Genomic DNA, 25,125 nt, shown 5'->3' on the forward strand with positions numbered 1-25,125 from the left:
TCTAGGAGACGACCATGGCTTCATATAGCGACGATACGCCACCACGACTTTTCACCTCCGCGCCCACGCTGGAGGAAATCGAACAGATCGCAGCCGAGGCCCTGGCGTCGATCCCGACGGAGTTCCGTCGCCACACGGCCAATGTCCGCATCCACATCGAGGAATTCCCGACGGAAGAGATCGAGAAGGCCATGGAACTCGAGAGTCCCTTTGATCTTCTGGGACTCTATCAAGGTGTGTCCATGGCCGAGAAGAGCGCGGCCCACGTCGCCAACGACATCGACCGCGTGTTCCTCTATCGTCGGCCCATCCTCGACTACTGGATTGAATCGGGCGAGGACCTGACGCATCTGGTGCGTCACGTGCTGATTCATGAGATCGGCCACCATTTCGGCCTCAGCGACGAGGATATGGACGCCATCGAAGCGCAGGCCGAGGCACGCGCTACGGCGCAGGGCTGATCCGCCGCGCCGCCACGAAGCGGCCGACTTCCTGCCACGGCGCGATGTTCCACCAGGACCGCGCCCGCCCCGACGGTGAGGGCAGAACGAAGTACACGATCTTGCGCAATGCTGCAGGGTCTAAGGCGGCCAACGAGGCATCGCCTTGGCGGCCGTACTCGATTGTCTTCGCGCCGAAGAACAAGGCGCCGGCATTCTTGCTGGTGAATGCGACTGCAGCCGGCCGGTAACGCTCTAGCTTGGCGGCAAGGGTGGCGCGGTCCATGGCTTGCGGCGACAATTCGTGGTCGCTGCCGTATTCGGTCTTGTTGAGATCGGTCAGGCCGATCCCATGCTGCAGCACTTCGGGGTACCGCTTGGGCTCGAAGCGTTCCGGCAGGACGCCGACCAGATGCAAGGTCCGCCAGAAGCCGTTGCCGCGGTTGGCGTAGTAGGCCCGCTCGCGGTACGAGATCGGGCTGGGCGCCGTGCCGCAGAACACCAGATCCAGGCCCGGCGCCAGGACATCCGGCACCAGCGGCTGGACGCTGCCGCTACTCTGGCGTGATGCCGGCGGCACGGATCACCTCACCCCAGCGTTGGTGCTCGGCCCTGACATGAGGCGCGAGCTGCGTCTCTGTCATGTCCATCGGCTCGACGCCCATCTCCGCGAAACGCGCCCGCAGGTCGGGCGCCGCAATGCTGGCCATGGCATCGGCGCGCAATCGCTCGATGGCGTCGCGCGGCGTGCCGGTGCGCACGAACAGCATGTTCCAGGCGCTCACCACCACATCGGGGAACCCTTGTTCGGCGAAGGTCGGCACGTCGGGCAGCGTCGGTGCCCGGGTCGCGCCGGTCATGGCGATCGCCTTGAGCTTGCCGGCCTGCACCAGCGCGCGCAGGCTGTCGAAGTTCGAGACAACCAGCGGAATGTGTCCTGCCACGGCATCGCTTGCCGCCGGTGTGGCGCCCTTGTAGGTGGCCAGCGTCAGGTCGATGCCTGTGCGCAGCTTGAACAGCGCCATCGACAGGTTGGCCGACGTGCTGGCGCCGGAAGAGCCGCAGTTGATCTTGCCGGGCTCGGCCTTGGCGGCGGCGACCAGTTTGGGGATCGTGTCGTGCGGGAAGGCTGGATTTGCGCACAGTAGGTTGGGCTGTGAACCGACGGCGGCTACCGCAATGAAATCGGCGAACGGATCGTAGGGCAGCTTCTGCAGATGCGGATTGATGGTGTGGGTTGCCGTATTGCCCATCAGCACGGTGTAGCCGTCGGCCGGTGCCCGCGCCACGATCTCGGCGGCCAACACGCCGCTGGCCCCGGGACGGTTGTCGGCCACGATCTGTTGGCCCAGCCGCGCCGACAGCTTGGCCGAGACCAGGCGCGCGACATTGTCCTGTGCACTGCCGGCGGGAACCGGGATCACCAGACGCACCGGCCGTGCCGGCCAGCCCTCGGCACGGCTCGGACCGGTTGTTATGGCGGGCACAAAGGCCGCACTGGTGGCAGTGACAAAGGCGCGGCGCGACAGGCGCATGAGCTTCTCCGGACTCCCGACGATGGCGGACGGCGACCTTCAGTCCGGCTTGAGGCCGGCGGCGCGGATCACCTCGCCCCAGCGTTCATACTCAGCACGCACGTAGGGCACCAGTTGCGCCTCCGTCATGTCCATGGGCTCGACGCCCATCTCCGCGAAGCGTGCCCGCAGATCGGCGGCGGCGACGCTGGCCACCGTCTCCGCCCGCAGCCGCTCGACAGCCTCGCGCGGCGTGCCGGTGGGCACGAACAGCATCGTCCATGCCGTCACCACCACGTCGGGAAAGCCCTGCTCGGCGAATGTCGGTACATCGGGCAGGGCTGGCGAACGCGCCGCGCCGGTCGTGGCAATTGCCTTGAGCTTGCCGACCTGCACCAGGGCGCGCAGGCTGTCGAAGTTCGAGGCGACCAGCGGTATGTGCCCGGCCACGGCGTCGTTTGCTGCCGGCGCGGCGCCTTTGTAGGCGGCCAGCGTCAGGTCGATACCGGCACGCAGTTTGAACAACGCCATCGACAGGCTGGGCGACGTGCTGGTGCCGGACGAACCGTAGTTGATCTTGCCGGGCGCCGCTTTGGCGGCGGCCACCAGCTTGGCGACGGTATCGTGCGGGAAGGCCGGATGGGCGCACAGCAGGTTGGGCTGTGAGCCGGTGGCTGCCACGGCGATGAAATCGCCGAACGGATCATAGGGCAGCTTTTGCAGATGCGGGTTGATCGTGTGCGAGGCGATGTTGCCCAGCAGCACCGTGTAGCCGTCGGCTGGCGCTTTCGCCACGATGTCGGCGGCCAGGATGCCGCTGGCGCCGGGCCGGTTGTCGGGCACGACCTGCTGCCCCAATCGCTCCGACAGCTTGGCGGCCACCACCCGTCCCACGTTGTCCTGCGCGCCGCCGGCGGGGAAGGGGATCACCAGGCGCAACGGTCGCGACGGCCAGGCCTGGGCGTGGCTCATGCGGATCGTCGCGGCGGATGCCGCCAGCACGGTACTGGCAGCGGCAACAAAGGCACGGCGCGACAGGCGCATCTCGCTCTCCGGTGGGTTCGGCCTCAAGCCGACACCAGCGCCGCCGCCTTTTCAAGAGGAACTGCGGCATCCGATAGCAGCAATGACGTCGCCTCATCCTCCCAGGAGTCGTCGTGCCATGCGAACGGGTCGTGCGGCGTGAGCCGATGCGCCAGGACCATCCGGGCCAGGAGCAGCCGGCGCGCATCACCACCTGCCATGCCGAGTGCGGCACCTTCCGCCGCCAGCAACGCGGCGGTGGCGGCATGATAGAGCGTGCCGGCTGCCATGCGGCAGCGCTTCTCCTGTTTCGGATCGGCAGCGACTTTTTCCGCGAAGTCCGCGGCGCGGCCCATCGTGGCGCTCAGCAGGCCACGGAACTGACCGGGCAGGGATGGCGAGCGGCCCAGCCGGTCGTCGATCGCCGCCTGCAGCGCGCGGTGGCCGCTGCTCTTGCCCACCGCGCGGGTAACCACATCAAGCGCGTTGATGTTGCTGGTGCCTTCCCACAACGTGCCGATCTGCGCATCGCGCACCAGCCTCGCGTTGGCCCATTCCTCGATGTAGCCGGTGCCGCCGCGCACCTCCAGTGCGTGGCTCGCCACGGGAATGTTGTCGCGGCAGGCGCGGAACTTGAAGACGGGCGTCAGGATGCGCAGCAGCTCTGCGGCACCGCGGTCGCCGGCATGGGCGCGGCCCATGACATCGGCCGACCACAGCGCCATCGACAGCGCCTGCTCGGTCGGCACCATGATCTTCATCAGCTGGCGCCGCATCAGCGGGAAGGCGTCGATGGTGTGGCCGAAGGCGCGGCGGTGGCGCGCCACCACCAGCGCCTCGTTCAGGCAGCGGCGCATCATGGCGGCGGCCCGCACACCGTGCGACAGGCGCGACAGGTTCACCTGGTTCATCATCTGCTTGAAGCCGTTCTGCGCGTCGCCCACCAGGTAGGCCGTGGCGCCGTCCAGTCGCACCTCGCCCGACGCCATCGAGCGCGTGCCGAGCTTGTCCTTCAGCCGCACGACGCGATAGGCATTGCGCGACCCGTCCTCCAGGCGCCGCGGCAGGGCGAACAGCGCCAGCCCCTTGGTGCCCGCTGCCGCGCCGCGCGGACGCGCCAGCATCACCGTCACGTCGGCATCGGCATGGCTGCAGAACCATTTGTCGCCGAAGATCCGCCAGCGGTCGATGCCGTCCGGGCCCATGCCGATCCGCTCGGCCTCGGTCTCGATGGCGCCGACATCCGAACCGCCGGCCTTTTCAGTCATGAACTGCGCGCCCTTGAGCACGCTGGCCATGTCGGTCGACAGCAGGCGGTCCAGCAGCAGCCGCTTCAGCGCGTCGGAGCCATACTTCTTGATGGTGAGGTTGGATGTGTCCGACATGCTGATCGGACACATCAGGCCGAATTCTGCCTGCACGAACAGATAGGTGAAACCATACTTCACCACGGGCGGCGCCGCGTCGGGCATGCCCAGCACGCCGGCGCGGTGGCTCATCGCGTGCATGCCGAAGTCGCCGAAGGCGATCCGCTCCATCGCGCGATAGGCCGGGTGGTACTCGATCCATTCCTCGTCGCGGCCGAAGCGGTCGCGCGGGTGCAGCACCGGGCCGTGCTTGTCGGCCTCGTCGGCCAGTTCGTCGAGCTGATTGCCGGCCAGCGCGCTCATGCGATCGAAATGCGGGTCCATTCGCGCCCGCCAGTCGGGATCGAGATAGAGGCCCAGCAGGTCACGGAACCCGCGATCGGCGCGATAGAAGTTCATGCCCCGGCAGTCGGGTGCGATGTGATGCGCGCCGAAGGGCCTCGGCGTCTCGAGCCGCGGGCGGGTGGTATCGTCGGGCATGGGCATCTCCGTGGGCGGCATGGCCGTGCATTAGCCCGCGCCGCCCGGCGGTTCAACACGTGACGCCAGCCATGCGTCGGCGCCGGCGTTGCCGACCGATGCGATCATGCCATGCTTCTGGTCTGCCAACGTCCGGAAAGGCCGTCGAATGACCTCGCCCCCGCGTGACACACCGGCGCCCGAACCATGCGGGGGGCTGTCGCGGACGCGGCTGGTCTGCTTCTTCTGCGGCGTAGAGAGGCCCACCGATCTTCATCCTGTCTGTCGCGCCTGCGGCGGCACGATGATCGCCCGGACGCTGTGGCCGGGCTGCCTGCCTGCGGGCAGATGCTTCTGGGATTTCGCCGATCTCCTGCCGGTGGCGAACCATCGCGTCAGCCTCGGCGAAGGCGGGACGCCGTTGCTCAAACTCCGGCGCTTGTTTCCGGACGATGCCGTGTATGCCAAGGCGGAATGGACCAATGCCACTGGTTCGTTCAAGGATCGCGGGTCGGCCGTGGCGGTCTCGGCCGCCCTGTCGCTCGGTGCCGAGGGCGTCATCTGCGCGTCGACAGGCAACAATGCCGCGTCGGTCAGCGCCTTTGCCGCGCGCGCCGGTCTACCCTGCATCGTCGCGCTGCCGAAGGGCACGCCGGCCAACAAGATCACCCAGGCCAAGGCGCACGGCGCCATCGTGCTGGAGGTGCCTGGCGACTTCAGCGATGCCTACCGCGAGGCGGCGCGGATCCAGGGTGCGGTCGCTGGCTGGGCCAATCTCACATCGACGTATCTCAACCCCTACATGACCGCAGCCCACGCGACGATTTTCTACGAACTTCACGCCGAACTCGGCGAGGTGGGCACCGTGATCGTGCCGATCGGGGCGGGCCCGATGCTCGACGGCATCATGCAGGGTGCCCGGACTCTGCATGAACAGGGGTATCTGAAGCGATTGCCGCTGCCGATCGGGGTGCAGGGCGTGGGCTGCGCGCCCATCGCGGATGCCTTCGCGCGCGGGGAAGATGTCGTTACGGCGTGGCCGGCACCGGTGCAGGGCATGGCGGGTTCGATCAACGATCCGTTGCGCGGCTATCCCGACGATGGAACGCGAACCTTGAGGATTCTACGGTCGGCCAACGGGCGAGCCGTCGCCGTCAGCGATTCGCAGATCCGTCGCGCGATGCGCGATCTGGGTCGCCATGAGGGGATCGCGGCCGAGCCTGCTGCCGCGACGCCGTTGGCGGCATGGCGCGATCTGGCCGCCGCCGATCTGCCACGGCCGATCGTGCTGGTCATATCGGGTCATGCGCTCAAGGATCCGACAGCGCAGCCCACTGCTGCGGCGCAGAGCCTGGATATCGACGCCGGTGCGACACCTGCCGCCGTTGTTGCCGCCGCGATGCGCCAGTTCGCACTGAAATCTTGATTTAAAAGGATGATTCTCGGGTTTCCGAAGGCGGTCGTGACACTGCCGTTCATCCCCAGCGCGGGTTGATCCCCGCTGACGCCCGCGCCGGGGCATGCTACCCACCTGACATGCCTCGCAAGCCCGCCGCTGCGGCCAAGCCGGCCGCCACTCCCGCACCCGCTCCGCGCGCCCGCGCCAAGAGCGAGGCTGCCCCGTCACCAACTGCTGTTGCCGCTGTCGGCGGCGAGAACAAGCCGCTGAAGCATCTGTGGCTGATCGACGGATCGGGTTACATTTTCCGCGCCTATCACGCGCTGCCGCCGATGAACCGGCCCGATGGTACGCCGGTCAATGCCGTGTACGGCTTCTGCACCATGATCACCAAGTTCCTGCTGGAGCGGCCGGAGATCGACCACATCGCCGTTATCCACGACCACAGCGAGCGCACGTTTCGTAACGAGATCTATCCGGAATACAAGGCACACCGGCCCGAGCTGCCCGAAGCGCTGGTGCCGCAGTTCCCGCTGCTGCGCGAGGCCAATCGCATGTTCGGCCTGCCGTGCATCGAGATGCCGGGCTACGAGGCCGATGACCTGATCGCGACCTACGCCCGCGTGGCGGTCGCCGCCGGCGCCGATGTCACCATCGTCTCGTCCGACAAGGATCTGATGCAGCTGGTGGGCGACAAGGTCTCGATGTACGACCCGATCAAGCTGCGCACCCTGGGCCGCGATGCCGTCATCGAGAAGTTCGGTGTCGGGCCGGAGAAGGTGATCGACGTACAGGCGCTGGCCGGCGACAGCACCGACAACGTACCCGGCGTACCCGGTATCGGGATCAAGACCGCGGCCCAGCTGATTACCGAGTACGGCGATCTCGAAACGCTGCTGCAACGCGCCGGCGAGATCAAGCAGCCCAAGCGGCGCGAGGCCTTGCAGGTCAACGCCGAGCTGGCCCGCGTCTCGCGCCGGCTGGTGACGTTGACCGACACCGTGCCGATCACGGAACAGCCGGATACGTTCGATAAGAAGCTGCCGGATCTCGACAAGCTGATTCCCTGGCTGGAGAAGCAGGGTTTCCGCTCGCTGCTGGCGAAGTACGGCGCCATGAAAGGCGCCCCTGCCAGGGGCACGCCGGCAGCGGACGGCGGATCCGAGCCGGATCCCATCGCCGCTGAGCAGGCACTGGCACCGGCCTTTGCGACCGAGGGCAATGAAGCATCGGCAGCCAATGCCAATACCGGCGACTCGCAGACGGCCGGCAACCTCGATTGGCGCCTGCCGCGCAAGAAGCCGTTCGGTGCCGCCGACTATGAGCTGGTGACCAGCCTCAAGACGCTCGACGATGTCATCAAATCGGCGCATGCCGCGGGTGTGCTGGCGATTGCGTGTCGCACCGATTCGTCCAGTCCGCTCGACGGCAACCTGGTGGGCATCGCCCTGGCGCTGCCCGATGGTCCGGTTGCCGACGTCGGCGCCGGCCGCCGCCGCGCCGTCTATGTGCCGCTGGCGCATCGTCCGCCGGGTCCCGTCGGATCGGCCCAGGGCGCGCTGGATCTGGGCGGCGGTTCCACCGCGCCGGCGGAGGGTGCCAAGGCGGATCTGCTGCCCGGCCAGCTGCCGCAGGCCGACGTTCTCGCGCGCCTGAAGCCGCTGCTGGAAGACCCGGGCGTTTTGAAGGTGGGGCAGAACATCAAGCCCCATTGGACCGTGCTGGGCCGCCACGGCGTCGCGCTGACGCCGATCGACGATGCCATGCTGCTGTCGTTCGTGCTCGAAGGCGGGCTGCATGGGCACGGTACCAGCGAAATCGCCGAGCGTTTCCTGGGCGTGCAGACCACGAAGCTTAGCGACGTCGTGGGCAGCGGCGCCAAGCAGGTGACATTCGACCGCGTGGCGATGGACAAGGCGCGCGACTACGCGGCCGAGGACGTCGACGTCACGATGCAGTTGTGGCTGGCGCTGAAGCCGCGGATCGCTGCGGAGCGCGTGGCGACGCTGTACGAAACCATCGAGCGACCGCTGATTCCGGTGCTGGCCACGATGGAAAGCGCCGGTGTGAAGGTTGACGCCACCGAACTGCGCCGGTTGAGCAGCGATTTCGAACGCCGCATGGCAGCGCTCGAGGCCGACCTGCACAAGCTCGCCGGCCGTGAGTTCAATGTCGGCTCGCCCAAGCAGCTGGGCGAGATCCTGTTCGACGAAATGAAGCTGCCCGGCGGCAAGCGCAACAAGAGCGGCACCTGGAGCACGGATGCCAGCGTGCTGGAAGAGCTGGCGGAGCAGGGGCACGAGCTGCCGGGCAAGCTGCTGGAACACCGCCAGCTCGCCAAGCTGAAAGGCACGTACACCGATGCGCTGGTGGCGGAGATCAATCCCAAGACCCGGCGCGTGCACACGTCCTACATGATGACCGGTGCCGCGACCGGACGCCTGGCATCGACCGATCCCAACCTGCAGAACATCCCGGTGCGCACCGAGGATGGCCGCAAGATCCGCAAGGCGTTCATCGCCGAGGCCGGCCACAAGCTCTTGAGCGCCGACTATTCGCAGATCGAGCTGCGCCTGCTGGCGCACGTGGCCGACATCGCGTCGCTGAAAGAAGCCTTCGAACGCGGTGACGACATCCATGCCATCACGGCCGCGGAGGTGTTCAACATCCCGGCCAAGGGCATGGATCCGCTGGTGCGCCGGCGCGCCAAGGCGATCAATTTTGGTATCATCTATGGCATCTCGCCGTTCGGGCTGGCGGCCCAGCTCGGCATCCCGCAGGGCGAAGCGCGCACCTACATCGATACCTACTTCAAGCGTTATCCCGGCATTCGCGATTACATGGAGCGCACCAAGGCGTTCTGCCGCAAGACCGGCTATGTGCAGACGCCGTTCGGTCGCAAGGTCCACCTGGCCTGGATCAATGACAAGAACCCGGCACACCGCAGCTTCCATGAACGGGCCGCGATCAATGCGCCGCTGCAGGGCGGTGCCGCCGACATCATCAAGCGCGCCATGATCCGCCTGCCTGGCGCCCTACGCGCGGCGTCGCTGGAGACGCGCATGCTGCTGCAGGTGCACGACGAGCTGGTCTTCGAGGCACCCGAGGCCGAGATCAAACGCGCCTCGGCCGTGATCCAGGAGACCATGCAGCACGCCGCTCGCCTGTCGGTGCCGCTGGTGGTCGAGGTCGGATCTGGCGTTACGTGGGCCGAAGCACACTGAGGGTCACGTCATTCCGAGCGAAGCGAGGAATCTCCGGCGAGCCGAGACTCCCTTTCGAGGAGATGTCTCGCTACGCTCGACATGACGGACGGGGCTGACAGGAGCTATTCCATGCTGAAGATCTACGGCCGCGCCAACTCGATCAACGTGCAGAAGGCGTTGTGGGTGGCAGACGAGTGCGGGCTGGCCTACGAGCGAACCGATGTCGGCGGTGCTTTCGGCGGCAACGACCAGCCGTGGTATCGCGCGATGAATCCCAACGGCACCGTGCCGACCATCGATGACGGCGGCTATATCCTCTGGGAGTCGAACGCGATCGTGCGCTATCTCGCATCGACCCATGCTGCCGGCACGTTGTGGCCCAAGGAACCCAAGCCGCGTGGCGAAGCCGACCGGTGGATGGACTGGCAGCTGTCGGTGATCGCGTCGGGCATGACAACGCTGTTCTGGGGCTGGATCCGCACGCCGCCGGAGAAGCGTGACCTGGAGGCCATGGAAAAGGCGCGCGTCGCCACCGCCGATTTGTGGTCCCGCCTCGACGGTCATCTCGCCGACCGGGCCTATGTAGCCGGCGATCACTTTACCATGGGCGATATTCCGGCCGGAGCCATGGCCTATCGCTGGTTCAACCTGCCGTTCGCGCGGGAAGGACTGCCGGCGATGCCGCACCTGCGCGCCTGGTATGACCGTCTGGCGGCACGCCCGGCCTACCAGAAGCACGTCATGATCAAGATGACCTGATTTCCGCCCGCGCGAAGCGGGGCGTCAGGGCCTGGTACCCGGAATCACGCGTCACTGATACCGCTGTCATCCCGAGCGCAGCGAGGGATCTTCTGCAAGCGACGCACGGGTGCGCCTGCATCGAAAGATCCCTCTCCTGAGCCTGCCGAAGGGGCGCTCGGGATGACAGTCCCAAGTCACACTCGAGCGATAGCGGGTACTAGGCCAGCCGATAGATCTTCGCCGGCACAACGCGGCCACGGATGGCCTGTTCGCCGACGAAGACGGGAGTAGCGCTGAGCGCCGTCGGGTCTTGCAGCCAGGCGATCGTGTCGCCGCTGGCGAGTGCGATCACCTCGTCGCCCTCCAGCATGTGGTTCTTGCCCAGCTGCTCGATGCGTTGCGCCACGTTCACGGCGTCGCCGACGACCGTAAAGTTCATGCGCTCGGGCGTGCCGATATTGCCGATGACCACGGCACCGCTGTGGATGCCGATTCGCACACGCACCGGCTTGAGGCCGCGGGCGCGCCGGGCAGCGTTTTCACCGCGCACCACGTCGGCGATGGCGAGGGCCGTGCGGCAGGCGGCGTCGGCGTGGTCCGACGTCAGGCCCCACGCCGCCATGACCGAATCACCGATGAACTTGTCGATCATGCCATGCTCGCGTTCGATCTCGGCGCCGAGCAGGGCAAAGTGATGATTGAGCAGTTCGGCCGTGCCGCGTTCGTCCATGTCCTCGGCCATCGGCGTGAAGCCGACGATGTCGGTGAACATCACCGTGGCCGTCCGACGCCGGGAAACCAGGCTCGCGCCGCCTTCTTTCATCAGCCGCGCGACCAGACGGCGCGGCACGTAGAGCCCGAACCACTTCAACGTGGTGCGCGCCTTCTCCAGTGCCTCCGCGGCATCGTCGATCTCCTTGAGCCGCGAGCGCACCATGGGCCCGCTGGCCTCGAAGTCGAGGCGCTCCAGCGCCGTCGCTGTGGCGCCCAGTCGGCGGATGGCGCGTGCCATGCGCAGACCCATGACGGCTGCCAGCAGCAACGCCAGCAACAACGCCGCCATGCCCGCCCAGATGCCTTCGCGCAGCCGCTCGATGTCGCGTGTCGCTTCTTCGTAGGGAAAGTACTGGCCGATCAGCCACGGCTGCGGCCCATAGCCGTCGATCTGGCGGTAGACGAAGATCCAGCGCCTGTCGTTGACGTCGACGACATGCCCGAGATGACCCAGCACCCGCGTGAATGTGCGGCTCTGCACCGGCGGCTGCCAGATGGCGGCCAGCACCGGGTCGTCCACCTCGCTGAGCTGCGGCAGGGGTTTATCTTCGGTCAGCGCCAGCCGCTTGGGCTCCTTGAGCGTGCGGTGTGCCAGCACATGGTCGCGGCCGACCAGAATGAAAGACTGGCCGTCGACATCATGGTCCACGATCAACCGCGACAGTTCGCCCATGGTGACGGTGGCGACCAGCGCGCCGACAAAGCCGCCGTCGCTGCGGCGGATGGGAACGCGGACGTTGATGATCGGCTGCCGCGTCGACGAATCCCATAGCAACTCACCCCAGAACGCCCCCCGGGCAGTCTGGATCTCATGGAAGTGCTCGATACCGTTGGGGAAGTCGCTCAGGGGGACGCGATCCCGCACCAGTCCGTCGGGCTTGCGCACGACCTGGCTCACCATCTGGTCGAGGGCGGCGAAACCGGCACCAGAGACCTGCGGCAATTGCTCCATGGCGGCGGCCAGCGCATCGACGACCTGGCTGGGAGCGCTGACGTCGAGGCGGTTGCGCGCGGCCAGCGATGCGATGAACTGCAGCTGCGTCGACACCGGATCAAGCCGGTCGCGCAGGAATTGCGCTTCGGCTTCGACAATACGCCGGTTGCGGTCCAGCAGCAGCCGTTGCGTGGTGTCGGAGGCTCCCAGAACGGTGATGGCAAACGCGGCGACCGCGATGAAGGCGACGGCCAGGAACCCGATGGCCAGCGCCGTCACGATGCGAACCTGCATCCGCCCGACTTGGCGCCGCACGACGCCCGCAGGTCGGTCGACCACCGTGTCCGGCGTGTCAGCGGTGACCACGACCGTCGGCGATGACGTATCGATGCGTGAGCCGTCCACCCGCGTTGCCTCCCGGCGACCGAAAGGATGTACCGGTCATCGCCGCTGTCATACGTCCATAACACAGCGGCAGGAATGCGCCCATTGCGTGGCGGTGGCTCTGGCCGCATACGTTGACGGTTATGTGTCCCTCTGGCCATGTACCGCAGTGACCGACGCATCGCCGCTGAACATTCACGCCACCTGTGTCGCGCTGTCCGTCGCGGGCGCGTGGCGTGGCGTTCTGTTGCGCGGGTCGTCGGGTGCCGGCAAGTCCGACCTGGCCCTTCGCCTGATCGACGGCGGTGCGCGTCTGGTGGCCGATGACCGTACGGATCTGACGGCGGAGAGTGGAAATCTGATGGCACGAGCGCCGTCGGTCCTGGCCGGGCTGATCGAGGCTCGCGGCATCGGCATACTCCGCCTGCATGCCGATCAAGTGCTCGCGGCGGTGGCAGTGGCGTTGATCGTCGATCTGGTGCCGGCGGCGGATGTCGAGCGGTTGCCTGAGGCGCGGTTTGCGGCGCTGGCTGGCGTGCGCATTCCGCTCTGCCGATTGACAGCGTTCGATGCGTCCACTGCGGTCAAGATTCGTCTTGCTCTGGGCGCGTCACGCGCTTCATGATTCGCACGTGGCCCGATCACGCCCCGAGACATTGCGTTCATCGCCGGCGCGGCCACGTCGGCGCGATGCGTCGCCATCCCGCCGCCGTTCCGTCGTCCTGATCACGGGTCTCTCGGGTGCCGGTCGTGCCACGTCGTTGCGGGCGCTGGAAGACGCCGGCTATGTCGCGATCGACAACCTCCCGCTGACCATGATTGCACCGCTGCTGCGGTCGTCACCCGATGCGCCGCATGACATCCAGCCGATTGCCATCGGCATCGACGTGCGCACGCGCGGTTTCGATGCGACCCGCGTGCTGACCTGCGTGCGGGAGTTGCGGGCGCGCGCGGATCTCGACGCGCGCCTGGTCTATCTCGATTGCGACAACGACGTCCTGCTGCGGCGCTTCACGGAAACCCGGCGCAGCCATCCGCTGGCACAGGACCGGCCGGTGCTGGACGGCATCGTCGAAGAGCGTCGGGCGCTGCGCCGGTTGCGCGATCATGCCGACGAGACGATCGATACGTCTATGCTTGGCCCGCATGACCTGAAGCGGCTGCTGCTGGGTCACTTCGGCGGCGACGGTCAGGGGCTGCGGTTGTCGGTGATGTCCTTCTCTTACCGACGCGGAATCCCGCGCGAAGCAGATTTAGTGTTCGACGCGCGGTTCCTACGCAATCCCTATTGGGATTCGAAACTGAGAGGATTGACCGGCCTGGATCCGGCTGTGCGGCGGTATGTCGCGCGCGATCCCGACTGCCGGGCGTTCGTCGACGGCGTGCGGAGTTTACTCGACAGGCTCTTGCCGCGCTTCGAAAGGGAGGGCAAGAGTTACCTCACCGTCGCCGTCGGCTGTACCGGGGGGCGCCATCGATCGGTGATGGTGGCCGAGCAGCTGGCGGATGGGATCCGACGGCAGGGCAGAGCATTGGTACTGGCTCATCGTGACATCGATATCACACCGACGGCGCCCGCCGTCCGGACAAGAAACGGAACGAAGAGGTAAGCCGATGATCGGCATCGTGCTGGTGACGCACGGGAAGCTCGCGCGTGAATTCCTGGCGGCGTTGGAGCATGTCGTCGGACCGCAGCGGTTGGCGGCCGCGGTGTGCATCGAGGCCGACGACGACATGGAGAAGCGTCGCGCCGAGATTCTGGAGCGCGTGGCCGAGTGCGACGAGGGACAGGGTGTCGTGGTGCTGACCGACATGTTCGGCGGCACGCCGTCCAACCTCGCCATCTCGATCATGGACCGGGCGCGGGTCGAGGTGATCGCTGGCGTGAACCTGCCGATGCTGATCAAGCTGGCCAGCGTGCGTGTCGATCGACCGATGGCGGAAACCGTCGCGGCCTGTCAGGATGCCGGCCGCAAGTACATCACCGTCGCGTCGCGCCTGCTGGCGAAGGACGCCAGCTAGAGCGAGATCCCGCCCATGGCCGACGCCAGTTCGCGGACGTTGACCATCGCCAACAAGCGCGGCCTGCATGCCCGGGCCGCGGCCAAGTTCGTCCGGCTCGTGGCGCAGTACGACGCTGCCGTGAAGGTTACCCATGCCGGCCAGGAGGTTTCGGGCCTGTCGATCATGGGCCTGATGATGCTGGCGGCCGCACTGGGGTCGCAGATCCAGGTCAGTGCCAGCGGGCGACAGGCGCCGGAGGCGCTCGATGCGCTGGCCAAGCTGGTCGAGGACCGCTTCGGCGAGGACTAGGGCCGCGACGCCCCTTCATATGCAGACATAAGTATAGTTTTATATCGGCCACGTTGTCGGTCATCGGGGGCGCTGGTATAGGGGCGCTCTCCGATCGGGTCGGACGTCACGTACGCCTCGCCGACCCACACCAGATCGACGCCGCGCGTCACATCGGCGTACCTCCGACAGGACTCCCATGGCCAAGGAAAAGCCCGACTACGTGGTCAAAGACATCGGTCTCGCCGACTGGGGCCGCAAGGAAATCGCCATTGCCGAGACCGAGATGCCCGGTCTGATGGCGATCCGCAGCGAGTATGGCAAGACGCAGCCGCTCAAGGGTGCCCGCGTCGCGGGCTCGCTGCACATGACCATCCAGACCGCGGTCCTGATCGAGACGCTGAGCGCGCTGGGCGCCGATGTGCGCTGGGCGTCATGCAACATCTATTCGACCCAGGATCACGCCGCGGCCGCCATCGCCAAGGCGGGCACGCCGGTGTTCGCCATCAAGGGCGAGTCGCTGGTCGAGTACTGGGATTACACCCATCGCATCTTCGAGTGGGGCGACGGCGGCACGCCGAACATGATCCTCGACGACGGCGGCGATGCGACCCTGCTGATCCACCTGGGCATGCGCGCCGAGAAGGACGCCTCGCTGATCGCCAAGCCGACCAACGAGGAAGAAGAGGTGCTCTACGCCGCGATCGCCAAGCGCGTGAAGGAGCAGCCGGGCTGGTACAGCCGCAATGGTGCTGCCATCCGCGGCGTCACCGAAGAGACCACCACTGGCGTGCATCGCCTGTACGTGATGGAAAAGGAAGGCCGCCTGCTGTGGCCGGCGATCAACGTCAACGACTCGGTGACCAAGTCGAAGTTCGACAACCTCTATGGTTGCCGTGAATCGCTGGTCGACGGCATCCGCCGTGGCACCGACGTGATGATGGCCGGCAAGGTGGCGATGGTCGCGGGCTTCGGCGATGTCGGCAAGGGCTCGGCCGCCTCACTGCGCAACGCCGGCTGCCGCGTCATGGTGTCGGAAGTCGATCCGATCTGCGCCCTGCAGGCGGCGATGGAAGGCTACGAAGTGACGACGATGGAAGATGCCGCGCCGCGCGCCGATATCTTCGTCTCGGCGACGGGCAACGTCGACGTCATCACCGTCGAGCATATGCGGCAGATGAAGGACCGCGCCATCGTCTGCAACATCGGCCACTTCGACAGCGAGATCCAGGTCGCCGGCTTGCGCAACTACAAGTGGGAGAACGTCAAGCCGCAGGTGGACGAGATCCAGTTCCCCGACGGCAAGCGCATCATCCTGCTGTCCGAAGGCCGGCTGGTGAACCTGGGGAACGCCACGGGCCATCCCAGCTTCGTGATGTCCTCGTCGTTCTCCAACCAGACCCTGGCCCAGATCGAGTTGTGGGCCAATCAGGGCAAGTACCAGAAGAAGGTCTACACCCTGCCCAAGCACCTCGACGAAAAGGTCGCGGCGCTGCACCTGGAGAAGATCGGCGTGAAGCTCACCAAGCTGCGCCCAGACCAGGCCCAGTACATCGGCGTGCCGGAGACCGGCCCGTTCAAGCCCGATCACTACCGGTACTGAGTTTCCGTCATCTTGAGTGTAGCGAGGGATCCGGGCGCCGCCTCGGATCCCTCGCTGTCGTTCAGGAGGACAGCCAGCACGGAATGACAGCGGGCTTCCAGGGCCGACTCGCAGGATGCTAGAGAGGGGCGATGGATGGCGCTTCTCTTCCCGCCCTGCTGCGATCGATGACGGCTTTCGACCTGGATCTTCCTGATCTCGATGCAACGATGCGCCTGGGCGCCGCGCTGGCACGTCGGATGCACGTGGGCGACGTGATCGCGCTGCACGGCGATCTCGGCGCCGGGAAGACCGAGCTGGCCCGTGCCATCATCCGTGCCGCCATGGGCGATGGCGAGCTGATCGTGCCCAGTCCGACCTTTACCCTGGTCGAGACCTACGACACGCCCGCTGGTGCCATCTGGCATTTCGACCTCTACCGCATCGATACGCCCGACCAGGTCTGGGAATTGGGCCTGGAAGAGGCTCTGGCCGACGGCGTGACCCTGATCGAATGGCCCCAGCGACTGGGCGGCTTGCTGCCGGCTCGTCGTCTGGACCTCACACTGAGCATCGCCGCGGCCGACGCCCTGCGCGGCAGCTTGTCCGGCGATGCCACGTGGGTGCGTCGCCTCGAAGCGCTGGCGGCCGAGCTGACCCATGGTTGACGCGCAGCGTTCGGTTCAGCGCCAGCAGTTCGTGCGGCAGGCCGGATGGGCAGATGCCGCCGAATCCCTGTTGGCCGGTGATGCATCGTTTCGGCGCTACTACCGGCTGCGCCGCGGCGGGCAGACGGCGGTGGCCATGGATGCCCCACCGCCGCAGGAGGATGTCCGGCCGTTCGTTGCTATCGGGCGTCACCTGCACGCCCTGGGTTTCAGTGCACCGGCGATTCTCGCCGAGGACGCAGACAACGGCTTTCTGCTGCTGGAGGATCTCGGCGACGCCACGTACGCCCGGGTCATGAACGCGCAACCGGTGCCCGTCGGTGGCGATGAGGCGTCGCTTTATGCCCTGGCGACCGATGTGCTGGTGGCGTTGCACGGCCACGGTCCACGGGCCGTGCCATCCGGCCTCGCGGCCTATGACGGCGACGCTCTGATCGATGCGGCGATGCTGCTGCCCGAGTGGTATATGCCGGCGTCGGCTGGGCGTGTGGCGTCCGAAGAGGAAACAGCATCATACCGCGCCGCCTGGCGCGATGTGCTGCGGTCGATGCCGGCAGAACCCGAGACACTGGTCCTGCGCGATTTCCATCAGGACAACCTGATGTGGCTGCACGGCAGGTCCGATATCCAGGCGTGTGGCCTGCTCGATTTCCAGGATGCCCAGCGCGGCCATGCCGCCTACGACCTGATGTCCCTGATCGAGGATGCCCGTCGCGACATCGACCCGACCCTGCGCGCCGCCATGCTGGATCGATACGTCGCCAGCGCCGGCGTTGGCGACCGCGCCGGCTTCGAGGCAGCCTTCGCCATTTTGGGCGCCCAGCGTCATGCGCGCGTCATCGGCTTGTTCGTACGGTTGCTGCAGCGCGATGGAAAGCCGATCTATCTGCCGCATCTGCCGCGGGTGTGGCGGCTGTTCGAGCGCTCGCTGGCGCACCCGGCATTGACGCCGCTGCGCCACTGGGTCGATCGTCACGTCCCGCCGGCCAAAAGGGTTCTCGCGATATGAGCAGCGTGATTATCAAACGGGCGATGGTGCTGGCCGCCGGCCGCGGCGAGCGGATGCGCCCGATCACAGATACGCTGCCCAAAGCGCTGGTGCCGGTGGCCGGCCACACGCTGCTCGACCATGCGCTGGATTCGCTGGCGGACGCCGGTGTCGAACTATGCGTCGTCAACATCCACCACCTTGCCGGTCAAATCCGGGCGCACCTGGCGAAGCGCACGCGGCCCCGCATCGAACTGTCACCGGAAGAGACACTGCTGGATACCGGTGGCGGTGTGAAGAAGGCGCTGTCCTGGTTCGGGGACGCGCCGTTCTTCACCGTCAATGGCGACGCGCTGTGGCTCGACGGACCGACGCCGATGCTGGCGCGCATGGCCAACCAATGGGATGCAGCCCGCATGCAGGCGCTGCTGCTGTTGCATCCGACGGTGGCCGCCCGTGGCTATGATCCCGACAGCATGGGCGATTATCACATGGCCCCCGACGGTCGCGTGCGCCGCCGCAGTCGCAGCGAGGTGGCGCCCTTCGTTTTTGCTGGCGTGACGATCTGCGATCGGCGGCTGTATGAAGCGGCACCGCAGGGGCCGTTCTCGCAGCTTCTGCTGTGGGATCAGGCCGAGGCGCGCGAACAGCTCCGCGGCCTGCGCCATGACGGCGAATTCTTTCATGTCGGCACGCCGGCGGCGCTGGCGGATGCTGAGGATTATTTCGCCCGCGGCGGTGGCCGCCGTCGCACCATGGAGTAGTCGGTGGCAGCGCGGCGCGGCACGGCCACACCGGTGCGCGGCGTCTACACGATTCCGCCGGATGCCGGCTTCGTCGATGCCCTGGCGCACGGTCTGTTCGAAGCCTATGGCGACGATCCGCTGACGTTCGCCGATGTGCTGGTGCTGCTGCCGACCCGACGTGCGGTACGCGCCCTGCGTGAGGCGTTCCTGCGCGCGACCGACGGCCGGCCGCTGCTGCTGCCCCGCATGCGGCCGATCGGCGATGTCGATGAGGACGATGAGTCCATCAACGTCTCGGCACTGGGCGAGAACGGCGACGACTCCATTGCCGTACCGCCTGCCATGGACTCCCTGGCGCGCGAGGCGCTGCTGGCCCGGCTGGTCCTGGCGTTCCGCGGCACCGACGGCCAGCCGATCGCCGGCTCGCTGGCACAAGCGCTGGGCTTGGCGCGCGAGCTGGGGCGGCTGGTCGACGAACTGCAGATCGAGGGCGTGCCGTTCGAGCGCCTGGCGACCGTCGTCGACGCCGGCTTCGCAGAGCATTGGCAGCATACGCTGTCGTTCCTGCGCATCGTGGGCGAACACTGGCCGGCCATCCTGGCCGAGCGCGGCTGTATCGATGCCGTCGATCGCCGCAGTCGGCTGTTGCGCCAGCAGGCAGCGCTCTGGCGTGCCACGCCGCCGGATCATCCGGTGGTCGCTGCCGGGTCGACCGGCACGCAACCGGCCACGCGCGAGCTGCTGACGGCGGTGGCGTCGCTGCCGACGGGTTGCGTTGTCCTGCCTGGCCTCGATCAGGCACTCGATGATGCCAGCTGGGCGGCGCTCGACCCGACCCATCCGCAGGCCGGCTTGCGCGAGCTGCTGTCGGCATTGACCATGCAGCGCGACGCCGTGCCGATCTGGCCAGGCGTCTCCGCACACGAGTCACCGTCGCGCCGACTTCTGTCGGCCCTCATGCGGCCGGCCGAAACCAGCGAGGGCTGGAGCCAGGAGGGACCGCTCGATCCGGCAGCGCTGGAGCATGTCGTGCGCGTCGATTGCGCGACGCCGCAGCAGGAAGCGGTCGTTGCGGCGATGGCGCTGCGCGAGGCACTGGATACGCCACGGCGTACGGCAGCCCTGGTGACGCCCGATCGTGAGCTGGCGCGCCGCGTGGCCGCTGAGTTGCGGCGCTGGGACATCGTGATCGATGACTCGGCCGGCGTGCCGCTGGCGCAAACACCACCAGGTACCTTCCTGCGCCTGCTGGCCCAGGCACTGGCGGGCGGTTTCGCGCCGGTCAATCTGCTGGCCCTGCTCAAGCATCCATTGACCGGCTTGGGCCTGCCGCGCGCGGCGTTGCTGCATGCCGCGCGCTTGCTCGACCGGCGTGTGCTGCGCGGCCCCAAGCCCGATCTCGGGCTGGCAGCCCTGCGAACGCGAATTGATGGCACCGAGCTGCCGGACGCCGATCGCAAGGCCGTGCTCGATCTGCTCGCGCGCCTGGAGGCGCAGGTGGCGCCGCTGCAGGAGCAGGACGAGGCGACACCGCCCGGCCTGCGCCTCGATGCTCTGGCGTGCGTCGCCGAGCGGATGGCGGATGTGCCCGAGATGTCGGGTGACCAGCGGCTGTGGCGCGGCGATGCCGGCGAGGCACTGGCATTGGCCGTGCTCGACTGGCGCCGGCATCTGGGCGACCTGCCGTCGCTGCCGCTACTGGAACTGCCCGCGCTGTTGGACGCGCTGCTGGCCGGCGCTGTGGTCCGGCCGCGTCACGGTGCGCACCCGCGGCTGACCGTGCTGGGACCGCTGGAAGCGCGCCTGCAGCGTGCCGACCTGGTGGTACTCGGTGGCCTGAACGAAGGTACCTGGCCGCCGTCGGTCGATACGGGGCCGTGGCTCAACCGTCCGATGCGCGCAGCACTGGGTCTGCCGCAGCCGGAACGCCGCATCGGCCTGGCGGCCCACGACTTCGCCCAGGCCTTCGCGGCCGCGAATGTGCTGATCACGCGGGCCGGCCGAGTCGGCGGCGCGCCGACCGTCCCCAGCCGCTGGCTGGCGCGTCTGGATGCGCTGCTGGGCGAGCGGACCGGCGGTGCGCGTGCGCGCCCGACCTATCTCAAGCGCGGTGATGCACGCGTCGCCTGGGCCGAAGCCTTGGACGAGGCACCACAATACGCGCCCTGGCCGCGCCCCGAACCGAGGCCACCGCTGCAGGCGCGGCCGCGCGAGCTGCCGGTGTCGGCGATCGAGCAGTGGCGGCGCGATCCCTACGGGCTCTATGCGCGGCGCATCCTGCGGCTGCGACCACTCGATCCGCTGGAAGCCAAGCTTGGGGCCGCCGATCGGGGCAGCGCGCTGCATGCGGCATTGGAAGCCTTCCTGACCCGCTACCCTGATGCATTGCCGCCGGATGCCGTGCCGCGATTGTTGGCAATCGGTGCGGACGCGCTGGCCGACCTGCTGAAATCGCCGGCGGAACGCGCCTTCTGGTGGTCGCGTGTCGAACGGCTGGCTGCGTGGATCGTGCGCGAGGAAAATGTGCGCCGTGCCGCAGGCATCCGGACGTTGACGCACGAGGGCAAGGGCCAGCTCACGGTCAAAGCCGAAGCCGGTCCGTTCGTGGTGACGGCCCGGGCCGATCGCATCGATCTGCTGCCCGGCGGCGCGTGGGAGATCATCGACTACAAGACCGGCCGCATCCCGCAGCCCAAGGAGATGCGAGCGCTCTTTGCACCGCAGCTGCTGCTGGAAGCGGCGATCGCGCACCACGGCACCTTCGAGGGGACGACGGCAAAGCCCCGCGGTGTCGAGCTGTCGTACTGGCAGATCCATGGCCGTGGCGCCGGCGGCCAGATCGAGGTGATCAAGGACAGCGCCGCGCTCGCCGACGCCATGTTCGCGCTGCTGCTGCGCATGATCAAACGCTTCGACAGCGCCGAGACACCCTACACGCCGCTGCCCTGGCCGGAGTTCGGTCCGTACTTCAACGACTATGATCATCTCGAGCGCGTGACCGAGTGGTCGACCGGCGCCAAGGAAGACATATGAGCGTGTCGGTGCTGCCCGTCGATCCGCGTGTCGCGGCCAGCCGCCGGCAGCGGCGTGCCAGCGACCCGCAGGCGTCGGCCTGGGTCGAGGCCAATGCCGGTACGGGCAAGACCAAGGTGTTGACCGACCGCATCGTGCGATTGCTGCTCGATGGCGCCGCGCCACAACGCATCCTGTGCCTGACCTTTACCAAGGCGGCGGCGGCGGAGATGCGCAACCGGCTTGAGAACCAGCTCGGTGGCTGGACGCTGGCGAGTGATGCGGCGCTGGAGGCGGCGCTGACCGAGCTGATGGAGCGGATTCCCACACCGCAGAACATGGTCACGGCCCGGCGCCTGTTCGCGCGTGTGCTCGATGCGCCCGGCGGTATCAGCATCCAGACCATCCACTCCTTCTGCCAGGCGCTGCTGCAGCGCTTTCCGCTCGAGGCCGGCGTGGCACCGGGTTTCGCCGTGCTTGACGAGACACAGGCGCTGGAATTGCTGCGCCTGGCGCAGGATGCGCAGCTGGCATTGCTGGCTGGTGACGACGCGCCGCCGGACCTCGCGGCGGCGCTGAAGGCGGTCGCCAGCCGGGTCGCCGAGGCCGAGTACGTCGACATCATGGGCATGCTGCTCAACGAGCGTGGCCGCATTGCGCGACTCGCCGGCGATCCCGCGATGTTGGCAAGCTATGTCGTACGGTTGCGGCAGCTTCTGGACCTGCCGGCCGGTGGTACTGCCGAGAGTCTCCTCGCCGCCGCTTGCGCTGATGCGGCATTTGACCAGGCGCGCCTGCGTCGTGCGGCACAGGTGCTGGCCGGCGGCGGCAAAGAGGATCGTCAGCGCAGCGCATGTCTCGTGGCGTGGTTGGCCGATCCCGCGACGCGTGCCGAGACGTTCGATGCTTATCTGACAGCCTTTTTCACCAAGGAAGGCGAGATCCAGAAGCGGCTGGCGAGCAAGGCGTCGATCGGCGCCATGTCCGACATCGTCGAGGTCCTGACCCGCGAAGCCGAGCGCTTGAAGGCGCTCGACAACGTCTGCCGCAGCCTGCGATTGATCGAGCTCACCGCGGCGCTGCTGCAACTGGGTGCCGACATCCTGGCGCGATACGAAGCGGCCAAGCGCCATCAGGCGGCGCTGGACTACGAAGACTTGGTGCTGCGCACGCGCAACCTGCTGGGGCGATCCGGCATCGCGGCCTGGGTGCTCTACAAGCTTGACGGCGGCATCGATCACGTACTGATCGACGAGGCGCAGGATACCAACCCCGATCAGTGGGAAGTGGTGCGCTGCCTGACCGAGGAATTCTTCGCCGGCGAAGGCGCGGTGGAACGCGAGCGTACGATTTTTGCCGTCGGCGACGCCAAGCAGTCGATCTTCGGTTTTCAGCGCGCCGATCCCGCCAAGCTGGCACAGATGCGCCAGTGGTTCGCCGAGCGTGCGGATCAGGCCGGCCGGCGCTTCGAGCATGTCGAGCTGATCGATTCCTATCGCTCGGTCGGCACGGTGCTGGATGCCGTCGATCAGGTGTTCGCAGCGCCGCCGGCGGCCGAGGGCGTGGTGCCGGCCGACCATGAGTTGCGGCACGTGCCGATCCGCGTGCGCGAACCCGGCATCGTGGAAGTATGGCCGGTCGTGCGTCCGATCGAAGGCAGCGCCGATCCGACCGATGTCGATGCACGCCAGGATGCCCTGACGCCGCCCGACGAACGACTGGCGATGCAGATCGCCAAACACGCTCATGGCCTGATCGAGCGTCGCGAGCGCCTGGCCAATACCGGCGCATTGATCCATGCCGGCCACATCATGGTGCTGGTGCGCCGTCGCAACGCATTCGTCACGGCGCTGGTCCGCGCCCTCAAGCGCGAAGGCCTGCCCGTCGCCGGTGTCGATCGCATGACCCTGCTCGATGAGCTGCCGGTCAAGGACCTGATGGCGCTGGGCCATTTCGTGCTGCTGCCGCAGGACGATCTCAATCTCGCCTGCCTGCTGAAGTCGCCTCTGGTCGGGCTCGACGAGGAGGCGTTGTTCGACATCGCGTGGCAGCGGCCGGGCCGTCTGTGGGCGGCGCTACGGACAAAGGCGCAAACGGGCGACGCGCGATACGGCGATGCGTATGCGACGCTGAGCGAATGGCTGAGACGCGCCGACTACACGCCACCATTCGAGTTCTTTGCCGATATCCTGGGGACTCATCGCGGACGCGAGAAGCTGCTGGAACGCCTGGGTCGTGAAGCCGCCGATCCGATCGACGAATTTCTCTCGCTGGCCTTGCAGGCGCAACAGACGGGGGCGCCGTCGTTGCAGGGCTTCCTGCGGTCGCTTGAATTGGGCGGCAGCGACATCAAACGCGATCTCGATGAGAATCGCCGTCCCGAGGTGCGCATCCTGACGGTGCACGGCTCCAAGGGCCTGCAGGCGCCCGTGGTCTATGTGCCCGATACCAGCCGCGTACCCAATCCGCTGCATCGCCTGCTGTGGTCCGACGATGGCGAGACCCTGTTGTGGCTGCCGCGCGCCGACGATGCCAGCGATGCTGCGCGCGCCCTGCAGGCCAGCGTCAAGCGCCGCGAGGCGGCCGAGCAGAACCGGCTCCTGTATGTGGCCATGACGCGGGCTGCCGACCGGCTCTACATCGCCGGCTGGGCTGGCGCCAAGGCGCCGGACCGGGGCTGCTGGTACGAACTGGTGTCGCAGGCATTCAGGCGCGGCCCCGGTCCCGATGCGGCGGAGCGGACTTTGCCGCAAATGCATGTCTTCGATTTCACGCCGTCACTGGGGCCGCGCGACGGCTGGAGCGGCGAGGGCTGGCGACTGCAGAGCGGCGACAAGCCGCTGCCGGCCGATCAGCCGCCGCTGCCATTGCCTGACGTGTCGCCGCTGCCAGGCTGGGCGCGCCGCCCGCCGGCGCCCGAGCCGCAACCGCCGGTCCCGCTGGCGCCCTCGCGGCCCTTCATCGAGGACACGCCGGACGTCGCGCGTCAGCCGGTTTTCGAACCGCCGCCGCTGGGCCCCTTTGCGCCAGGCCGTGAAAACCGTTTCAGGCGCGGCACCATTATTCATCGCCTGCTGCGTGTCCTGCCCGAACTGCCGGCGTCGCGCCGGCCGGACGAGGGCGAGCGGTTGCTGCGCTCTCTTGCCGGCGACATGGACGACACCACACGCGCGGCGTGGCTGGCCGAGACATTGGCCGTCCTCGACCTGCCGGAGGCCGGCGTCCTGTTCGGACCGCAATCGCGGGCCGAGGTGCCGGTGGTGGGCACGGTGGCGCTGGGCACCGGCCCCTACAGCATCAGCGGCCAGATCGATCGTCTGGCGGTGACCGATCACGAGGTGCTGATCGCCGATTTCAAGACCAACCGGCCGCCGCCACGTGATCCGGCCGCCGTGTCCGTGGTTTACCGTCGCCAGATGGCCCTCTACCGGGCTCTGCTGGGACAAATCTACCCCGGCAGAACGGTTCGCTGCTTCCTGCTGTGGACCGATACGCCCCTTTTGATGTCCCTGCCGGACGCAGGGCTATCAGCTGTGCTACCTTGACCCTTCACCCCGCCATTCCTAGATTCCGGGCTGGCGAGACAGGGGCAGATG

19 protein-coding genes are annotated in these 25,125 nt (G+C 67.4%); 14 read left to right on the plus strand and 5 right to left on the minus strand.

All coding sequences use genetic code 11. The features are described 5' to 3' along the window. The first annotated feature begins 14 nt into the window (after positions 1-14). Positions 15-461, plus strand: coding sequence for a metallopeptidase family protein (locus FQU96_RS01130; RefSeq protein WP_146539002.1), 447 nt, complete (start codon positions 15-17; stop codon positions 459-461). Here the strand turns inward: FQU96_RS01130 and FQU96_RS01135 are convergent. The 4 genes from FQU96_RS01135 to FQU96_RS01150 are packed head-to-tail and all read right to left on the minus strand — an operon-like array spanning position 445 to position 4,824. After that, the gene (locus tag FQU96_RS01135) at positions 445-1,020 is read right to left on the minus strand and encodes a mismatch-specific DNA-glycosylase (protein ID WP_146539003.1); all 576 of its coding nucleotides are present in this window, start codon (positions 1,018-1,020) and stop codon (positions 445-447) included. The two genes, FQU96_RS01130 and FQU96_RS01135, sit on opposite strands and share 17 nt — an antisense overlap. After that, positions 995-1,975 (minus strand): tripartite tricarboxylate transporter substrate binding protein, encoded by a 981-nt coding sequence (locus FQU96_RS01140; RefSeq protein WP_146539004.1) that lies wholly within the window; start codon positions 1,973-1,975, stop codon positions 995-997. Before FQU96_RS01140 ends, FQU96_RS01135 begins: the two co-directional genes overlap by 26 nt. A 39-nt stretch (positions 1,976-2,014) precedes the next feature. Continuing rightward, complete coding sequence (locus tag FQU96_RS01145; protein ID WP_146539005.1) at positions 2,015-2,998, minus strand: tripartite tricarboxylate transporter substrate binding protein; 984 nt, start codon at positions 2,996-2,998, stop codon at positions 2,015-2,017. Positions 2,999-3,021: 23 nt separating this feature from the next. Further along, positions 3,022-4,824 carry an acyl-CoA dehydrogenase family protein gene (locus FQU96_RS01150; protein ID WP_146539006.1) on the minus strand — a complete coding sequence of 601 codons (1,803 nt, stop codon included), beginning with the start codon at positions 4,822-4,824 and terminating at the stop codon, positions 3,022-3,024. Positions 4,825-5,107: 283 nt separating this feature from the next. On the opposite strand from FQU96_RS01150, the gene FQU96_RS01155 reads away from it, so the two are divergent. From FQU96_RS01155 to FQU96_RS01165, 3 genes are all read left to right on the plus strand, one after another. Continuing rightward, positions 5,108-6,229, plus strand: a complete 1,122-nt coding sequence (locus FQU96_RS01155) for a pyridoxal-phosphate dependent enzyme (protein WP_178130234.1) — start codon at positions 5,108-5,110, stop codon at positions 6,227-6,229. A gap of 110 nt (positions 6,230-6,339) precedes the next feature. After that, positions 6,340-9,426: a DNA polymerase I gene (gene polA, locus FQU96_RS01160; RefSeq protein WP_146539008.1), complete on the plus strand. Its 3,087-nt coding sequence runs from the start codon at positions 6,340-6,342 to the stop codon at positions 9,424-9,426. Positions 9,427-9,537: 111 nt separating this feature from the next. Beyond that, a complete protein-coding gene (locus FQU96_RS01165; protein ID WP_146539009.1) occupies positions 9,538-10,167 on the plus strand; it encodes a glutathione S-transferase family protein in 630 nt (209 codons plus the stop codon). 199 nt (positions 10,168-10,366) lie between these two features. On the opposite strand, the gene FQU96_RS01170 is transcribed toward FQU96_RS01165, so the two are convergent. Beyond that, on the minus strand, positions 10,367-12,262 hold the full coding sequence (locus FQU96_RS01170; protein ID WP_146539010.1) for an adenylate/guanylate cyclase domain-containing protein: 1,896 nt from the start codon (positions 12,260-12,262) through the stop codon (positions 10,367-10,369). A 148-nt stretch (positions 12,263-12,410) separates the two neighbouring features. On the opposite strand from FQU96_RS01170, the gene FQU96_RS01175 reads away from it, so the two are divergent. From FQU96_RS01175 to addA, 10 genes are all read left to right on the plus strand, one after another. Then, on the plus strand, positions 12,411-12,866 hold the full coding sequence (locus FQU96_RS01175; protein WP_255467765.1) for an HPr kinase/phosphorylase: 456 nt from the start codon (positions 12,411-12,413) through the stop codon (positions 12,864-12,866). 7 nt (positions 12,867-12,873) lie between these two features. Then, positions 12,874-13,851: an RNase adapter RapZ gene (gene rapZ, locus FQU96_RS01180; protein ID WP_178130235.1), complete on the plus strand. Its 978-nt coding sequence runs from the start codon at positions 12,874-12,876 to the stop codon at positions 13,849-13,851. Positions 13,852-13,855: 4 nt separating this feature from the next. Continuing rightward, entirely contained in the window at positions 13,856-14,263 is a 408-nt protein-coding gene (locus FQU96_RS01185; RefSeq protein WP_146539013.1) for a PTS sugar transporter subunit IIA, read from the plus strand. Between the two features lie 15 nt (positions 14,264-14,278). After that, positions 14,279-14,554, plus strand: coding sequence for an HPr family phosphocarrier protein (locus FQU96_RS01190; RefSeq protein ID WP_146539014.1), 276 nt, complete (start codon positions 14,279-14,281; stop codon positions 14,552-14,554). Positions 14,555-14,732: 178 nt separating this feature from the next. Next, a complete protein-coding gene (gene ahcY, locus FQU96_RS01195) occupies positions 14,733-16,136 on the plus strand; it encodes an adenosylhomocysteinase (RefSeq protein ID WP_146539015.1) in 1,404 nt (467 codons plus the stop codon). Positions 16,137-16,267: 131 nt separating this feature from the next. Continuing rightward, complete coding sequence (gene tsaE / locus FQU96_RS01200) at positions 16,268-16,783, plus strand: tRNA (adenosine(37)-N6)-threonylcarbamoyltransferase complex ATPase subunit type 1 TsaE (RefSeq protein ID WP_255467767.1); 516 nt, start codon at positions 16,268-16,270, stop codon at positions 16,781-16,783. Then, the gene (locus FQU96_RS01205; RefSeq protein ID WP_146539016.1) at positions 16,776-17,792 is read left to right on the plus strand and encodes an aminoglycoside phosphotransferase family protein; all 1,017 of its coding nucleotides are present in this window, start codon (positions 16,776-16,778) and stop codon (positions 17,790-17,792) included. The genes tsaE and FQU96_RS01205 overlap by 8 nt, the downstream gene beginning before the upstream one ends. After that, a complete protein-coding gene (locus FQU96_RS01210; RefSeq protein ID WP_146539017.1) occupies positions 17,789-18,535 on the plus strand; it encodes a nucleotidyltransferase family protein in 747 nt (248 codons plus the stop codon). Before FQU96_RS01205 ends, FQU96_RS01210 begins: the two co-directional genes overlap by 4 nt. Positions 18,536-18,538: 3 nt before the next feature. Further along, the gene (gene addB, locus FQU96_RS01215; protein ID WP_218574569.1) at positions 18,539-21,550 is read left to right on the plus strand and encodes a double-strand break repair protein AddB; all 3,012 of its coding nucleotides are present in this window, start codon (positions 18,539-18,541) and stop codon (positions 21,548-21,550) included. Beyond that, the gene (addA, locus tag FQU96_RS01220; protein WP_146539018.1) at positions 21,547-25,074 is read left to right on the plus strand and encodes a double-strand break repair helicase AddA; all 3,528 of its coding nucleotides are present in this window, start codon (positions 21,547-21,549) and stop codon (positions 25,072-25,074) included. The genes addB and addA overlap by 4 nt, the downstream gene beginning before the upstream one ends. Positions 25,075-25,125 lie beyond the last annotated feature (51 nt).

The organism is Reyranella sp. CPCC 100927 (assembly GCF_007859315.1).
In the GTDB taxonomy this organism is placed as follows: domain Bacteria; phylum Pseudomonadota; class Alphaproteobacteria; order Reyranellales; family Reyranellaceae; genus Vineibacter.

What these genes read in the sequence shown, in the direction of transcription:
- FQU96_RS01130 (WP_146539002.1), top strand. Translation starts at nt 15, where the DNA reads ATGGCTTCATATAGCGACGATACGCCACCACGACTTTTCACCTCCGCG.
- FQU96_RS01140 (WP_146539004.1), bottom strand. Translation starts at nt 1,975, where the DNA reads ATGCGCCTGTCGCGCCGCGCCTTTGTCACTGCCACCAGTGCGGCCTTT.
- FQU96_RS01145 (WP_146539005.1), bottom strand. Translation starts at nt 2,998, where the DNA reads ATGCGCCTGTCGCGCCGTGCCTTTGTTGCCGCTGCCAGTACCGTGCTG.
- FQU96_RS01150 (WP_146539006.1), bottom strand. Translation starts at nt 4,824, where the DNA reads ATGCCCGACGATACCACCCGCCCGCGGCTCGAGACGCCGAGGCCCTTC.
- FQU96_RS01155 (WP_178130234.1), top strand. Translation starts at nt 5,108, where the DNA reads ATGATCGCCCGGACGCTGTGGCCGGGCTGCCTGCCTGCGGGCAGATGC.
- polA (WP_146539008.1), top strand. Translation starts at nt 6,340, where the DNA reads ATGCCTCGCAAGCCCGCCGCTGCGGCCAAGCCGGCCGCCACTCCCGCA.
- FQU96_RS01165 (WP_146539009.1), top strand. Translation starts at nt 9,538, where the DNA reads ATGCTGAAGATCTACGGCCGCGCCAACTCGATCAACGTGCAGAAGGCG.
- FQU96_RS01185 (WP_146539013.1), top strand. Translation starts at nt 13,856, where the DNA reads ATGATCGGCATCGTGCTGGTGACGCACGGGAAGCTCGCGCGTGAATTC.
- FQU96_RS01190 (WP_146539014.1), top strand. Translation starts at nt 14,279, where the DNA reads ATGGCCGACGCCAGTTCGCGGACGTTGACCATCGCCAACAAGCGCGGC.
- ahcY (WP_146539015.1), top strand. Translation starts at nt 14,733, where the DNA reads ATGGCCAAGGAAAAGCCCGACTACGTGGTCAAAGACATCGGTCTCGCC.
- tsaE (WP_255467767.1), top strand. Translation starts at nt 16,268, where the DNA reads ATGGATGGCGCTTCTCTTCCCGCCCTGCTGCGATCGATGACGGCTTTC.
- FQU96_RS01205 (WP_146539016.1), top strand. Translation starts at nt 16,776, where the DNA reads ATGGTTGACGCGCAGCGTTCGGTTCAGCGCCAGCAGTTCGTGCGGCAG.
- FQU96_RS01210 (WP_146539017.1), top strand. Translation starts at nt 17,789, where the DNA reads ATGAGCAGCGTGATTATCAAACGGGCGATGGTGCTGGCCGCCGGCCGC.
- addA (WP_146539018.1), top strand. Translation starts at nt 21,547, where the DNA reads ATGAGCGTGTCGGTGCTGCCCGTCGATCCGCGTGTCGCGGCCAGCCGC.